Genomic DNA, 14,417 nt, shown 5'->3' with positions numbered 1-14,417 from the left:
CGATTGAAACGAAAAGTGGCGGCGTGGGACGACGAATTCCTCGTAAGCGTCATCTCACGATAATTAACTCACCCGATTCCCCTGGCTCTTCCGACAAAGGGCGACAAGTCCCTGGCAAAAGAGTATGTTGATTGCGGTGCAGGTCGCGGTTTTGCGTGGCCATTCATGCAGAACGGCAGCACCGTGAAACCGCGACCTTACCGGGCCCGCTCTGGAGGAACGGTCATGGCAAGCTTTCATGTGATAGCAGGCGCCAGCGAGACGCTGGAGCATACCAAAATTCGAAAAATCGGTATTTCCGACCTTTTCGACGCGCTCAAGCGTGGCGTCGACGATTTCATGGTCAAACCGTCGCACATCGTCTTTCTCTGCCTCATCTATCCGCTCGTGGGAGTCGTGCTCGCCGTCTGGACGTCGGGCGCCAATGCATTGCCGCTGTTGTTTCCGCTGGTCTCCGGCTTTGCGCTGATTGGCCCCTTCGCGGCGATAGGTCTCTATGAAATCAGCCGCAGACGGGAAGCCAGACTCGACACCTCCTGGAGGCACGCTTTCGAGGTCAGGAATTCTCCGGCCCTGCCGGCCATCGCGGCGGTCGGGATCATGCTGTTTGCAATCTTCATCACATGGCTTTTGACCGCCCAGCTATTTTACCAGTATCTCTTCGGCCCGGCGCCGCCGGCATCGATATCCGGCTTCATCAACGAAATATTCGCCACCGGACGCGGCTGGACGCTGATCATCCTAGGGCACGCCATCGGCTTCGTCTTCGCTGCGGTCGTCTTGTGCACAACGGTCGTCGCTTTCCCATTGTTGCTCGACCGCGACGTCGGCGCCTACGAAGCCATCCACACCTCGGTGCGCGCGGTGCTGGCGAACCCGATCACCATGGCTGTCTGGGGACTGATCGTCGCCGTCGCCCTGATCATCGGCTCGCTGCCGGTTTTCGCCGGGCTGGCCGTCGTGTTGCCGATCCTCGGGCACGCCACCTGGCATGTCTACCGCAAGGTGGTGGAGCCGCCCGCCAGATCGGCGAGTTGAGGAAGTTCCGCCTCACCGCACCGGCGAGGGTGCCGTTGCGGGTTTGATCGAAGCCGTCAGTAAGCCGGATGGCTGAAGCGGGCCTGGTATGCGCCCATGGTCAGGTTGCGGAAATCCTTGCCGCTGACATGCACCAGCGTTTTATGGTCGCCGCCTTCGAAGTAGACGTCGTTGGCGTCGCCAAGGCTTTCATCGACGATCACCGGCACATTGTAGGCCGCGCCGATGGGCGGGATGGCGCCAGTGTCGCAATCGCCGAAGAGCGAAATCATCTCGTCTTCGGAGGCGAGTCCGAGACGCTTGTCCATGACGTCTTGCAATGTGCCGAGCTCGATCCTGTGGGTGCTCGGAACCACGGCCACTGCATAGCCAAGTTCGTGGTGAACGACCACGGATTTCGCCATGATGCTGCCGGGCACATGCGCGGCTATTGCCGCCTGCCGGCTTGTCGAAGTGCGGTGATGAGCGACGGTGTCGTAGGAAATTCCCTTGCTGTCGATGAAGTCCTTCAGTCTGTTTGCGATCGTCATCTTGGCCTCCCTTGCCGGAGTTCGCCGGATCATGCTCTGATAAAAATGGACCAGCTGCCGATTGTTTCAAGGCGCCGGCACCGAACTGGACGCACGCCGCATGCGTGGGTCCAGACCGGAAATGCCCGGGCAAATCCGGTTTGCGTGTCAGGGCCCGGACCCGAAAAACGTCAGCCGGGTGAAAAGCGTATAGTCCGCTTCGAGGACCATCATCGTCACGAACACCAGCACCAGTATCGGCGGCAGGATGATCGCATAGGTCAGCGCCAGCCGTTCCCAGGCCATGTGCATGAAGACGGCGACGATCAGCCCTGCCTTGAGGATCATGAAGATCAGGATCAGCGACCATCTGAGATAGCCATGGAGGCCGAAATAATCGACCAGGTAGGAGCACGTGCTGAGGATGAACAGCCATGCCCAGACCACCAGATAGAGCTTGATCGGATGTTCCTGATGCGCGTCGGCATGGGCGACGGCCGCCGGCGCTTCATGCGCAGCGTGAAGTGCGTGTTGCCCGAGGCCGTTTGCGGTTGCTTCAGCCATGTCTGCCTCTCACCAAAGATAGAAGAATGCGAAGATGAACACCCAGACCAGATCGACGAAGTGCCAGTACAGCCCCATGATCTCGACATTCTCGTAGCGCCCCGTGCGGCTGGTGAAGAAGCCGCGCCGTCCGGTGTCGAAATCTCCGCGCCAGACCTTGCGCGCCACGATGATCAGGAAGATCACCCCGATCGTCACATGGGTGCCGTGGAAACCGGTGATCATGAAGAAAGACGAACCGAATTGTGCGGCGCCCCAGGGGTTGCCCCAGGGCCGCACCCCTTCCGTGATCAGCTTGGTCCATTCGAAGGCTTGCATGCCGACAAAGGTCGCGCCGAGCGCCGCGGTCAGAAGCATGAGGATTGCCGTCTTGCGGCGGTCGCGGCGATAGCCGAAATTGACCGCCATGGCCATCGTTCCGCTGCTTGAGATCAGCACGAAGGTCATGATGGCAATAAGGATCAGCGGGATATCCGAGCCGCCGATGCGAAGCGCGAAGACCTCGCTCGGATTGGGCCACGGCACGCGTGTCGAAATGCGCGCGGTCATGTAGGAGAGCAGGAAGCAGCCGAAGATGAAGGTGTCGCTGAGCAGGAAGATCCACATCATGGCCTTGCCCCAGGACACGTTCTTGAACGCCCGCTGATCCGAGGACCAGTCGGCGGCAATGCCTTGCCAGCCCGCGGGCCGTGGCTCCGTCTGGCCGATATGCGTGACTGTCTCTGCCATCCGCTTGATCCCCTTAGGTCAGCAATTGTCGGCAAATATCGATGAACGTCGCGGCCCAACCCGCCAGCAGGGCGAAGATGGCGAGCCAGACGAAGAGCAGGAAATGCCAGTACATGGCGCACAGTTCGACGCCGAGGCGAAGCCGCTCCGGCCGCGCTCCATTCCAGGCGCCGGCGGTCGTTCTGCCGAGGCCCACCAGCCCGCCCAATATGTGCAGGCCATGCATGCCGGTGATCAGGTAGAAGAAGCTGTTGGCCGGATTGGAGGTCAGAAAATAGCCGTCGGCGGTCAGCTGCCGCCATGCCATGAGCTGTCCGATCAGGAAGGCAAGCGCCGTGAGCGCGGCCGTGGCGAGGCCGAGCCTGACCATGTCGATCTGGCCCCTGCGCGCGGCGACAACGGCGCATTGCAGGGCTATGCTGCTCAGGACCAGCACGCCGGTATTGAGCCAGAGCAGCCGCGGCAGCGGCAGCGGCTGCCAGTCCGACACCGCCATCCGCATGAAATAAGCGCTGGTGAAGAGCGCGAAAAGGCAGCCGACGACAGCGAGGAAGACACCGAGGCCGATCTTGGCGGTGGGCAGCGCCGACCGGTCCAGGCCGACAAAATCACCGGCCAGACCTTGTTCGAGCCACGGCTTGGTCATCAGCCTCTGGTGCGAAAGCCACCATCCGGCAAAGCCGGCGATGACGAGCAGGAAGACCAGGATGACGCTCATGCCGGCTCCCTCGAGGGGCCGAAGGAGCCCGGTATGTTCTGCGGGATGAAATCCTCCTTGGCGCCCGGTACGCTGTAATCATAGGCCCAGCGATAGACGATCGGCAGGTCCTTGCCGAAATTGCCGTGGGCCGGCGGTGTTTGCGGCGTCTGCCATTCGAGGGTCGTGGCCCGCCACGGATTGCCGCCGGCTTCGCGGCCATGCCGGATGCTCCAGATCAGATTGAACAGAAACACCATCTGGGCAAAGCCGACGATGAACGCCATGACGCTGATGAACGAGTTCAGGTGGTGGGCTGACTCCGTCATGACAGTCATGTCGGTCAGTTCAGCATAGCGCCGCGGCACGCCCATCAGGCCGAGGTAGTGCATGGGGAAGAAAATCAGGTAGGCGCCGAGGAAGGTGACCCAGAAATGGAACCGGCCCAGCATTTCGTTGAGCATCCGGCCGGTGACCTTCGGGTACCAATGATAGATCGCGCCAAAAACCACGAGGATCGGGGCGACGCCCATGACCATATGGAAGTGGGCGACGACGAACATCGTGTCGGACAGCGGAACATCGACGACCACATTGCCCAGAAACAACCCGGTCAGCCCACCGTTGACAAAGGTGACGATGAAGGCCAGGGCAAAGAGCATGGGTATGGTGAGATGGATGTCGCCACGCCACAGGGTCAGCACCCAATTGTAGACCTTGATGGCGGTCGGAATGGCGATGATCAGCGTCGTGGTGGCGAAGAAGAAGCCGAAATAGGGGTGCATGCCGCTGACATACATGTGGTGCGCCCAGACCACGAAGCTCAGCGCGCCAATGCCGACGATGGCCCAAACCATCATCCGATAACCGAAGATGTTCTTGCGTGCATGGGTGCTGATCAGGTCGGAGACGATGCCGAAGGCCGGCAAGGCCACAATGTAGACCTCGGGATGGCCGAAGAACCAGAACAGGTGCTGGAACAGGATCGGGCTGCCGCCATTGTGCTGCAGTTGCTCACCCAGCTCGGAGATCGCCGGCATGAAGAAGCTGGTGCCGAGGACGCGGTCGAGCAGCATCATCACGCAGGCGACGAACAGCGCCGGAAAGGCGAGCAACGCCATGACGGTCGCCGTGAAGATGCCCCAGACGGTCAGCGGCAGGCGCATCATCGTCATGCCGCGCGTGCGGCCCTGCAGCACAGTCACCACATAGTTCAGGCCGCCCATCGTGAAACCGATGATGAACAGGATCAGCGAGGAGAGCATCAGGATGATGCCCCAGTCCTGGCCGCCCGGCGTGCCGCTCATGATGGCTTGTGGGGGGTAGAGCGTCCAGCCGGCACCTGTCGGTCCGCCGGGTGCAAAGAAGCTCGACACCAGGACCAGCACGGCGAGCAGGTAGATCCAGTAGCTCAGCATGTTGACATAGGGAAAGACCATGTCGCGCGCGCCGACCATCAATGGGATCAGATAGTTGCCGAAGCCGCCGAGGAAGAGGGCGGTGAGCAGGTAGATCACCATGATCATGCCGTGCATGGTGATGAACTGGTAGTAGGCTTCAGGGGTGATGAAGTCGAACGTGCCGGGGAAGCCGAGTTGCAGCCGCATCAGCCAGGATAGCACCAGGGCGACCAGGCCGATTCCGGTTGCCGTCGCCGAATACTGGATGGCGATGACCTTGGCGTCCTGCGAGAAGACGTATTTCGTCCACCAGCTGTGCGGATGGTAAAGCTCCATTTCCGCGACTTCGGCCGGGGGGATGCCATCCGCGGGCGTGATGTCGACCATAGGAAGACCTCCGTGTCCTTTTCAGCGAGACTCGACCGTTTCGAGCTTTGCCGCAATTTTCAAACCTGGCGCTATCGTCTTGTCCGGCGCCATCGTTTTCCCCGGCGCCACCGTCTTCCCCGGCGCGTTGTCTGCCGCGCCCGTTTGCTGGGGTACCGACAATTGCGCGAAAGTCTGCTGCTGGCCGAGCCAGGCCACATAGTCTTGCTGCGTGTCGACCATGACCACACCATGCATCAAAGGATGCCCTTGGCCGCAAAGTTCGGCGCACAGGACCTGAAAGGTTCCGGTCTTGGTCGGGGTGAACCAGAAATAGGTGACCGAGCCCGGGATCATGTCCATCTTGGCGCGGAATTCCGGCACATAGAAATCATGCAGCACATCGATCGAGCGGAGCAGCATCTTGACCGGTTTGCCGACCGGCAGATGCAGATCAGCCGCTTCGACCACGACATCGTCCCGACCATTGGGATCGCTGGCGATCACGCCCAACGGATTGTCGGCGGTGACCTCGCGGGTGTCGGATGTGCCAAGCTTGCCGTCCTTGCCGGGCAGACGGAAACTCCATTGCCACTGCTGGCCGACGACTTCGACCTCTGTTGCGTCGCTCGGGACGTTGACGAAGCGGCTCCAGACGAACAGGCCGGGAACCAGCAACGCCGTGACCCCGACCGCGGTGACGATCGTCAGCCACGATTCGAGCCGCTTATTCTCCGGCTCGTAGGCAGCCCGGTTCCCTTCCCGATGACGGAAGCGGAAGACGCAATAGGCCATGAATAGAACCACGGCGGCGAAGACGACGCCGGTAATCCAGAAGGTGATGATGATGGTGTTGTCGATATAGCCCCAGTTCGAGGCAATCGGCGTCCACCACCAAGGACTCAGCAGGTGAAACATCACCGAGCCCACAACGACCAAAACGAGTACAAGCGCTACGGCCATGTCCCGTCCCTCCCGGCATTCTGGAGGACGCGAAGCTGGTCCCGGCGAATGCCAAGGTCATCATAGCGCTTTTTTCGGTTGAAATTCCAGAGCCGACTATCTTGACGGGAAAAATGTCGCCAACATCAACTCCTGAAGATGCTCGCTGTCGAGGAAGGAGTATCTGGAGTGCAACCGCGCGCAGGCGGGCGTTCGCAGTTTGGATTAATTGGCTCCCCGGGCCGGATTCGAACCAGCGACCAACCGGTTAACAGCCGGTTGCTCTACCACTGAGCTACCGGGGAACGGGCTCTTATGCGAGTTGCGCAGCGTATAGCTGCCCTTTTCGGCTTTGCAAAGAAGCAATTCGATTTTTTTCGAGGCTTTTTCGCACAGGCGTTTCTCGCAATCGTCGAGGGATGCCCTCATATTAGCCGTCTTGGCAGGGGTATGGAACCGAAAGCGCGGCCGCGGCTTTGGTTCAAGGGTGCTCCAGGACGATCAGACCGGGTCAATTTTTCGAGACGATGACAGCACAAGACAACCAGATGCCGGCACGCAAAATCTCAGTTTTCGGGCGTGAGTTCAAAATGCCGCGCTCGCGCGCGCTCAGAATCACCATCGGTCTCCTGCTGACCATTGGCGGCATCCTCGGGTTCCTGCCGATCCTCGGCTTCTGGATGGTTCCGCTCGGATTGCTGGTGCTTTCTTATGAATTCGCCATGGTGCGCCGCCACCGGCGCCGCTTTGTCGTCTGGTGGGAACGGCGACGCCGGCCGGATTGACGGCCGATAGCGCAGGCACGCCTCAGCGGGCGGCGTGCTCTTCCAGTGCCTCGCGGATCTGCTTGAGAATAGCCGCGGCTGAGGCAAGCCTTGCCCTGTCGTGCGGCGACAGGTTGCCCGTGCCTTCGATGGACAGGCGGTCGATGGTTAGCGCAAAAGCTCTCCGCACCACGGCAGGGATAGGCTGGGCGGCGCGTTCTTGTCGTTTTCCACCATTGCCTGGCGCATTCGCCTCTTGCCGTGATCAACACACGGACCGTCGAAGGGTTTCTTCCCGCCGTGGGTCATGCTTAAGAATCCGCTAGTGTGGCGGCGAGGCTTGGGCCTGACGATTTGACAGGGGCTGCCCGGATTGGCGCGGAGGAAACCGTTCGGAATGCACGGTGGCCGCTTGACGGCATTTTCGCCGCAACCTATTGGAACCGGGTGGAACGCCGGGAGCAACGAGGCCTCGTGGCGGAGTGGTTACGCAGAGGACTGCAAATCCTTGCACCCCGGTTCGATTCCGGGCGAGGCCTCCAATGCCCGGGCCCCCGCGCAGCAGCGCAGGGGCCTGAAGTTCCTGACATAATGAACCGCGGTTCTGGCGCGGCAAGCGGATTGGTTGGGACATGAGCGCTGATTTCTCCGAGCTTCGCGTCAAGATGGTCGATGGCCAGGTTCGCACCACCGATGTGACCAGCGCGCCGCTGCTCGACGCCATGCTTGCCGTGCCAAGAGAGGTCTTTGTCGGCGCCGCTCAGCGCGATCTCGCCTATATCGACGAGGACATCCGCATTGCGGCCGGCGCCGACGGCGCGCGCTACCTGATGGAAGCCTCGCCGCTGGCCAAGCTCATCCAGCTGGCCGAGATCAATCCGACCGACTCGGCGCTCGATGTCGGCTGCGGCACGGGCTACGCTTCGGCCATCCTGTCGCGGCTGGCCAGGTCCGTGGTGGCGCTCGAAAGCGATTCGGCGCTGGTGGAAACCGCCAGATCGACGCTTTCATCGCTTGGCTGCGGCAATGTGACCGTTGTGGAGGGGGAGTTGCCGCAGGGGTATCCAGCCCAGGCGCCCTATGACGTCATCTTCGTCGGCGGCAGCGTCGCGGAAGTCCCAGTGCCGCTGCTCGACCAGCTTGCCGAAGGCGGCCGGCTTGTCGCCGTCGAAGGGCAGGGCAATTCCGGCGTGGCGCGACTTTTTTTTAAAGCCGGGGGGGTTGTAACCGGAAGACGCGCGTTTAATGCGGCAATTAAGCCACTACCGGGGTTTGAACGTATTCATGCCTTCGAGTTCTGAATGATTTGGCCTTGCAGCAGAGGCTTTGTCATGGTCGCTTGCATTTGAACAATCGTTGCTGATCCGCAAACTGGGGGCACTTTGGGGCTGAGCAGCAGGGAACATCGAACACGCGGCGGCGGCTGATCAGGATGAGAAGCCGGTGCGGCGCAGTTCCCATGGAAAAACGAATGAGGGTTTAACCGTGCCGTCTGTACGCAAGTCACTTTTCACCGCCGTCCTCGTTTCGGCGACCATGCTGTCTCCACTGGCCGCTTCGGCCGAAACCATCTCCGGCGCGCTTGCAAAGGCCTATCAGTACAATTCTTCGCTGAATTCGGCCCGCGCCGGCGTCCGTGTTACCGATGAGAGCGTCGCCATCGCCAAGTCGGGCTGGCGTCCGACCATCAACGGCTCGGCGGAAATCGACTACTCCAGCAGCCATCTCAACGGTACGGATCGGAGTGTACGGCTAACCACAGGCAATTTTGGCGTCCAGATCAATCAGACGCTGTTCGACGGCTTTCAGACCAGGAACAATGTCGCTGCCGCCGAATCACGGGTTCGCGCTTCGGTCGAAAGCCTGCGCAACACCGAAGAGAACACCCTGTTCAGCGCGGCGCAGGCGTATATGAACGTGATTCGCGACCGGCAGGTCGCAGTGCTGACCGAACAGAACCTGCAATTCCTGACCGAAACGGCGCGCGCGGCGCGGTCGCGCTTCGAGGTTGGCGAAGGAACGCGTACCGACGTCGCCCAGGCCGACGCTTCGCGGGCCGCCGCCGTGGCTTCGCTGAGCGCCGCCCGGGCGCAGGCACTGGCGAGTGCCGCTAGCTATCGCCAGATCGTCGGCGACGAGCCGGGCAAGCTCAAAGGCGCTTCGCCGGTGGCAAAGCTGTTGCCGTCGAGCCTAGCCGCCGCCGTCGGGGTAGCCTCGAACGAACACCCGGCCATCCTTGCCACCCAGCATCTGGTTGACGCAGCCGCGTTTTCGGTTAAGTCGGCCGAAGGCGCGCTGCTGCCGCAGCTTTCGGCTTCCGCCGGCGTTTCGAGCGCCTATCGCAACACTGTGCCGGGTGCCTTCGCGACGCAGGACGGAACGACCAATTCGGCGAGTGTCGGGGCAACGCTGACCATCCCGATCTATTCTGGTGGCCGCACCTCGGCCATCGTGCGCCAGGACAAGGAATCGCTCAGCCAGGCTCGCATCGAGGTCGACGTCAGCCGCGACCAGGTGCGACAGGCCGTCACCGCCGCCTGGACCGAGTACACCGCCGCGCAGCAGCAGCTGACGGCCAATAGGCAAGTCATCGAGGCCGCGAAGCTGGCGTTGAATGGCGTCATCGAAGAACGCAATGTCGGCCAGCGCACCACGCTCGATGTCCTCAACGCACAGGCGACGGTCATCACCGCAGAGATCAACCAGGCGAGTTATGAGCATGACGTGGTGGTGGCGAGCTACGCCATCCTGCAGGCGACCGGCCGCCTGTCCGTCGACCGCCTTGGCCTGCAGGTGACGAAATACAAGCCTGAAGAGCACTACAATGCAGTCAAGGACAAATGGATCGGCCTGCGCACGCCGGACGGGCGCTGAGGGGCGTTCGGTCCGGACTTTGCCGTCTCGCCGTTTGAGCTGGATTTCTTGCTTCGCTGCTCTTGGCTTTCAAGATCGTGCTAATCTGTTGAAATCCCACAAGTCCCCAGATTGGGGATTCTCGTGCGGCGATCCGTCGGGTACGCTGTCGCCATGATTCGATCCGGCTTTGCCGGAGCGGAAATCCACAGGGTCACAAAAGGCGGCGGATGTGACGATGGCAACGGCAAGCAGCGCACAGCGCGAACCTTCCATGGAAGAGATACTGGCTTCCATCAGGCGAATAATCGAGGACAGCGACGGCGGCCGCAAGCAGCCGGGCGACGCCGATGAGTTGCGCCAGGATCTGGAGCCGGCGTCGAGCGCCGATGCTGCCCCCGACGTCGAGGCATTCCGTGCCGACCTCCATGCCGCTCCCGAGATCAGGAAGCCGGTGACGCTGGCGGAAGTCCAGGCGCAGCTGCCGGCGGCCGAGCCGGTGAGTGCGCGTATGGAAACGCCGGTGCGCGCCGATCCAGCCCCGACCAAACCATCGATGACACTTGCCGAGGTCAGCGCCCGGGTTGCCGCCGAGCCGGCCGCGGTCGACGCGCCGGCACCGCGTCCCGTCACTGCCCCCGACGCTCCCGTTGCCGATTGGCGGCGCGAGATCGCCGCGGTTGGTGAGCAGGCCAAAATGGTGTCGGACAAGGCCGAGGCACGCAAGCCGGTTACCCAGCCGCCGGTTGACGATTCAAGGCACGAACCGAGCGCGAAAGCAGCCTCCGAGCCGCCTCGTCCGGACGCGGTACGGCCGGTGCCAGTTAGCGACGCGCCGCGTCCGGCGATCGTTTCCGAGCATACGGGCCGGCAGGTTGCCGCCGCCTTTGGCGAGCTTTCCGATGCGTTCGCCAGCCGCGGCAAGAAGACATTCGACGAGATGGCCGAAGAGATGCTGCGCCCGATGCTGCAGGATTGGCTCGACAACAATCTGCCGACGCTGGTCGAAAGGCTGGTGCGCGAGGAGATCGAGCGCGTGGCGCGCGGCGCGCAATAGTATCCGTATCGATTGCCAAAAAGAGACGGCGCCTCCGTGGCGCGGTCTCTTTTTGGGCGAAGGTCAGTTTGTATTCGTGGCGAGGCAGACAGGTTTTCGCCGGAATCCCTGACGACAATGGGCCGTGTACGACATCTTCTACGTTCGCCGCTCGGACTACGGCAATGACTGTCCGGCATGCGGAAAGCCTTATTGGGCGCCAAGGGCGAAGTTCTGCGCCAAATGGGGGCATGGCTTCCGTTGAAATGAACAAGGCCACGCCTATCTGCGTGTGATGGCCCGCGACAGCCCTTGCGGTTGACTTGGCCAAAACCTTCCGATTTACACCGGACCAGCAAACTCCCGACAGCGCGGACCATTTTCCCATGCTTGAAAAGACCTACGACGCCAAAACCGTCGAGCCGAAGATCGCCAAAGTCTGGGAAGAGGCCGATGCGTTTCGCGCCGGTGCCGGGGCCGAGGAGGGGGCCGAGGCCTTCACCATCGTCATCCCGCCGCCGAACGTGACCGGCTCGCTGCATATGGGGCACGCGCTCAACAACACTCTGCAGGACATATTGGTGCGCTTCGAGCGGATGCGCGGCAAGAACGTGCTGTGGCAGCCGGGCATGGACCATGCCGGCATCGCCACGCAGATGGTGGTCGAGCGGCAGTTGATGGAAAAGCAGATCCATCGCCGCGACCTGACGCGCGAACAGTTCATCGAGAAAGTGTGGGAGTGGAAGGGCGAATCCGGCGGCGCGATCTTCAACCAGCTGAAGCGGCTCGGCGCTTCCGCCGACTGGTCACGCGAACGCTTCACCATGGACGAAGGCCTGTCCAAGGCGGTGCTCGAAGTGTTCGTCACGCTTTACAAGGAAGGGCTGATCTACAAGGACAAGCGCCTTGTGAACTGGGACCCCAAGCTGCTGACCGCGATCTCCGATCTCGAGGTCGAGCAGCAGGAGGTCAACGGCAATCTCTGGCACTTCCGCTATCCGATCGAGGGCCAGGTCTTCGACCCGGAAAACCTGAAAACCTTCATCACCGTGGCAACGACGCGCCCCGAGACGATGCTGGGCGACACGGCCGTTGCCGTGCATCCCGACGACGAGCGTTTCCGGCACCTGGTCGGCGGGAACATCGTTCTGCCGATCGTCGGCCGCAAAATTCCCGTGGTGGCGGATGAGTATTCCGATCCTGAGAAGGGCTCCGGCGCGGTCAAGATCACGCCGGCGCACGACTTCAACGACTTCGAGGTCGGCAAGCGCCACAAGCTGCCGGCGATCAACATCCTGACCACGGCGGCGGCGGTAAGCCTCAAGGACAATGAGGATTTTCTTGCCGGTCTCGAGGTGACGCCGGAGCGCCAGACGGTCTGGGACGAGCTCGACGGCCTCGACCGCTTCGTCGCGCGCAAGAAGATCGTCGAGCTGATGGAAGAAGGCGGCTTCCTCGAAAAGGTCGAGCCGCATCGCCACGCCGTGCCGCATGGCGACCGCGGCGGCGTGCCGATCGAGCCGTTCCTGACCGAGCAGTGGTATGCCAACGCGGCGGAGCTGGCCAAACCGGCGATCGCCTCGGTGCGCGAGGGCCGCACCAACTTCGTGCCGAAGAACTGGGAGAAGACCTATTTCGACTGGATGGAGAACATCCAGCCCTGGTGCATCTCGCGCCAGCTCTGGTGGGGTCACCAGATCCCGGCCTGGTACGGGCCGGACGGGCGTGTCTTCGTCGAGAAGACCGAGGAAGAGGCGCTGGGCGCGGCGATCGAGTATTATCTGGCGCTGGAAGGGCCGTGGAAGGCCTGGGTCGAGGACAAGCTCGAGAATTTCCAGCCGGGCGAGATCCTGACCCGCGACGAGGACGTGCTCGACACCTGGTTCTCGTCGGCGCTGTGGCCGTTCTCGACGCTCGGCTGGCCGGACGAGACGCCCGAGCTGAAGACCTATTACCAGACCGACGTGCTGGTGACCGGCTTCGACATCATCTTCTTCTGGGTCGCCCGCATGATGATGATGGGCCTGCACTTCATGGACGAGGAGCCGTTCCACACGGTCTATGTCCATGCGCTGGTGCGCGACAAGAACGGGCAGAAGATGTCGAAGTCGAAAGGCAACGTCATCGACCCGCTCGATCTCATCGACGAATACGGCGCCGATGCGCTGCGTTTCACCCTGACGGTGATGGCAGCGCAAGGCCGCGACGTGAAGCTCGACCCGGCGCGCATCGCCGGCTATCGAAATTTCGGCACCAAGCTTTGGAACGCGACGCGTTTTGCCGAGATGAACGAGGTCGCGCGCAACGACGATTTCTGGCTGAACGACGCCAAGCTGGCGGTCAACCGCTGGATCCTGACCGAACTGACGCGGGCGGCGCGAGACATTACGGACGGCATCACCTCATACCGCTTCAACGAAGCGGCCGGTGCTGCCTACCGCTTCGTCTGGAACCTGTTCTGCGACTGGTATCTGGAACTGCTGAAGCCGGTGTTCATGGGCACCGACGAGGCGGCCAAGGCCGAAAGCCGCGCCTGCGTCGCCTTCGTGCTGGATGAAATCTACAAGCTGCTGCATCCGATGATGCCGTTCATGACCGAGGAACTGTGGGCGCAGACCGCGGGCGAAGGCAAGGAACGGCCTTCGCTGCTGTGCCATGCCGCATGGCCATCGCCGGACTTCGAGGACGCGGATGCCGCCGCCGACATCAACTGGCTGGTCGATCTCGTCTCCGGCATCCGCTCCGTGCGCTCGGAGATGAACGTGCCGCCGGCAGCCATTGCACCGCTGGTCGTGGTCGGCGCCAACGATGCGACGCGCGAGCGGCTGGTTCGCGAGGACTCGGCGATCAAGCGGCTGGCGCGGGTTGGCGACATCTCGCTCGCCGATGTCGCGCCAAAGGGTTCGGCGCAGATCGTGCTCAACGAGGCGACGATCTGCCTGCCGCTCGGCAGCCTGATCGATCTCGCCGCCGAGGCGGCACGACTGCGGAAGGAACTGGCCAAGGTTACCGAGGAAATCGCGCGCCTGCACAAGAAGCTCTCGAACGAAAGATTCGTCGCGAGCGCACCAGCCGAGATCGTCGACGCCGAGCGTGAAAAGCTCGCCGAATACCGCGACGCCCAGGAGAAGCTTTCAGTCGCGTTGACCAGGGTTCGCGACGCCGGTTGAGGGTAGAGTCGCGAGGTTTAGTGCCCTCTAAAATGACAGTTTTTTGCCTCGAAAACAGGCATTCCGTTGCGTTAATGTTGACGTAAACGGAAGTTTTGGCCCCATTGTTGCCATAATGTAACAGCGGGGCCAGATACCCTGCAAAATGCCCTCTTCTTGGGCCGTTTTGGAGACGTTTCGCCGATTTTGTTTGTTCGTTTGCACTCAAATGCCGGGTTTTCGGTCTTGCGGGAGCGTCGGAACTTTGCCGAAAACGCACTCTGATCAACTGTACGTGTACGCTTCTTGAATTCGTTGTTGCACCGTTAACCTGAATTGGTTCTAGCTTGATGCACTCGAATTCGGGGAG

13 protein-coding genes and 2 tRNA genes are annotated in these 14,417 nt (G+C 61.8%); 7 read left to right on the top strand and 8 right to left on the bottom strand.

The genetic code is table 11. The features are described from left to right. Nucleotides 1-225: 225 nt before the first annotated feature. Entirely contained in the window at nt 226-1,038 is an 813-nt protein-coding gene (locus NKH19_RS24730) for a DUF2189 domain-containing protein (RefSeq protein WP_352871319.1), read from the top strand. Nucleotides 1,039-1,094: 56 nt separating this feature from the next. On the opposite strand, the gene NKH19_RS24725 is transcribed toward NKH19_RS24730, so the two are convergent. From NKH19_RS24725 to NKH19_RS24695, 7 genes are all read right to left on the bottom strand, one after another. After that, on the bottom strand, nt 1,095-1,568 hold the full coding sequence (locus NKH19_RS24725; RefSeq protein ID WP_352871317.1) for an aminoacyl-tRNA deacylase: 474 nt from the start codon (nt 1,566-1,568) through the stop codon (nt 1,095-1,097). Between the two features lie 147 nt (nt 1,569-1,715). Beyond that, the gene (locus NKH19_RS24720; protein WP_352871316.1) at nt 1,716-2,111 is read right to left on the bottom strand and encodes a cytochrome C oxidase subunit IV family protein; all 396 of its coding nucleotides are present in this window, start codon (nt 2,109-2,111) and stop codon (nt 1,716-1,718) included. A 9-nt stretch (nt 2,112-2,120) separates the two neighbouring features. After that, nucleotides 2,121-2,840, bottom strand: a complete 720-nt coding sequence (locus NKH19_RS24715) for a heme-copper oxidase subunit III family protein (protein ID WP_352871315.1) — start codon at nt 2,838-2,840, stop codon at nt 2,121-2,123. 13 nt (nt 2,841-2,853) lie between these two features. Continuing rightward, the gene (locus NKH19_RS24710) at nt 2,854-3,558 is read right to left on the bottom strand and encodes a cytochrome c oxidase subunit 3 (RefSeq protein WP_352871314.1); all 705 of its coding nucleotides are present in this window, start codon (nt 3,556-3,558) and stop codon (nt 2,854-2,856) included. Continuing rightward, on the bottom strand, nt 3,555-5,324 hold the full coding sequence (gene ctaD / locus NKH19_RS24705; protein WP_352871313.1) for a cytochrome c oxidase subunit I: 1,770 nt from the start codon (nt 5,322-5,324) through the stop codon (nt 3,555-3,557). The genes NKH19_RS24710 and ctaD overlap by 4 nt, the downstream gene beginning before the upstream one ends. A gap of 21 nt (nt 5,325-5,345) precedes the next feature. Then, nucleotides 5,346-6,266: a cytochrome c oxidase subunit II gene (locus NKH19_RS24700; protein ID WP_352871312.1), complete on the bottom strand. Its 921-nt coding sequence runs from the start codon at nt 6,264-6,266 to the stop codon at nt 5,346-5,348. 209 nt (nt 6,267-6,475) lie between these two features. Further along, nucleotides 6,476-6,550, bottom strand: a tRNA-Asn gene (locus tag NKH19_RS24695). A 222-nt stretch (nt 6,551-6,772) separates the two neighbouring features. Between NKH19_RS24695 and NKH19_RS24690 the strand changes: the two genes are divergently transcribed. Continuing rightward, on the top strand, nt 6,773-7,030 hold the full coding sequence (locus NKH19_RS24690) for a hypothetical protein (RefSeq protein WP_352871286.1): 258 nt from the start codon (nt 6,773-6,775) through the stop codon (nt 7,028-7,030). Between the two features lie 22 nt (nt 7,031-7,052). On the opposite strand, the gene NKH19_RS24685 is transcribed toward NKH19_RS24690, so the two are convergent. After that, nucleotides 7,053-7,202 carry a hypothetical protein gene (locus NKH19_RS24685; protein ID WP_352871285.1) on the bottom strand — a complete coding sequence of 50 codons (150 nt, stop codon included), beginning with the start codon at nt 7,200-7,202 and terminating at the stop codon, nt 7,053-7,055. Between the two features lie 275 nt (nt 7,203-7,477). On the opposite strand from NKH19_RS24685, the gene NKH19_RS24680 reads away from it, so the two are divergent. The 5 genes from NKH19_RS24680 to NKH19_RS24660 all read left to right on the top strand — a co-directional run bounded on the left by NKH19_RS24680 (nt 7,478) and on the right by NKH19_RS24660 (nt 14,068). After that, nucleotides 7,478-7,551 (top strand) — tRNA-Cys (locus tag NKH19_RS24680). A gap of 90 nt (nt 7,552-7,641) precedes the next feature. Continuing rightward, complete coding sequence (locus tag NKH19_RS24675; RefSeq protein WP_352871284.1) at nt 7,642-8,310, top strand: protein-L-isoaspartate O-methyltransferase family protein; 669 nt, start codon at nt 7,642-7,644, stop codon at nt 8,308-8,310. Nucleotides 8,311-8,494: 184 nt separating this feature from the next. Continuing rightward, complete coding sequence (locus NKH19_RS24670; RefSeq protein WP_352871283.1) at nt 8,495-9,883, top strand: TolC family outer membrane protein; 1,389 nt, start codon at nt 8,495-8,497, stop codon at nt 9,881-9,883. Nucleotides 9,884-10,100: 217 nt separating this feature from the next. Next, nucleotides 10,101-10,919 carry a DUF2497 domain-containing protein gene (locus NKH19_RS24665; RefSeq protein WP_352871282.1) on the top strand — a complete coding sequence of 273 codons (819 nt, stop codon included), beginning with the start codon at nt 10,101-10,103 and terminating at the stop codon, nt 10,917-10,919. A gap of 365 nt (nt 10,920-11,284) precedes the next feature. Then, on the top strand, nt 11,285-14,068 hold the full coding sequence (locus NKH19_RS24660; protein WP_352871281.1) for a valine--tRNA ligase: 2,784 nt from the start codon (nt 11,285-11,287) through the stop codon (nt 14,066-14,068). Nucleotides 14,069-14,417 lie beyond the last annotated feature (349 nt).

This window comes from Mesorhizobium sp. M1338, from assembly GCF_040318045.1.
GTDB lineage: Bacteria > Pseudomonadota > Alphaproteobacteria > Rhizobiales > Rhizobiaceae > Mesorhizobium.
The sequence above is the reverse complement of the archived record's forward strand: the minus strand, read 5'-3'. Positions and strand labels throughout refer to the sequence as shown.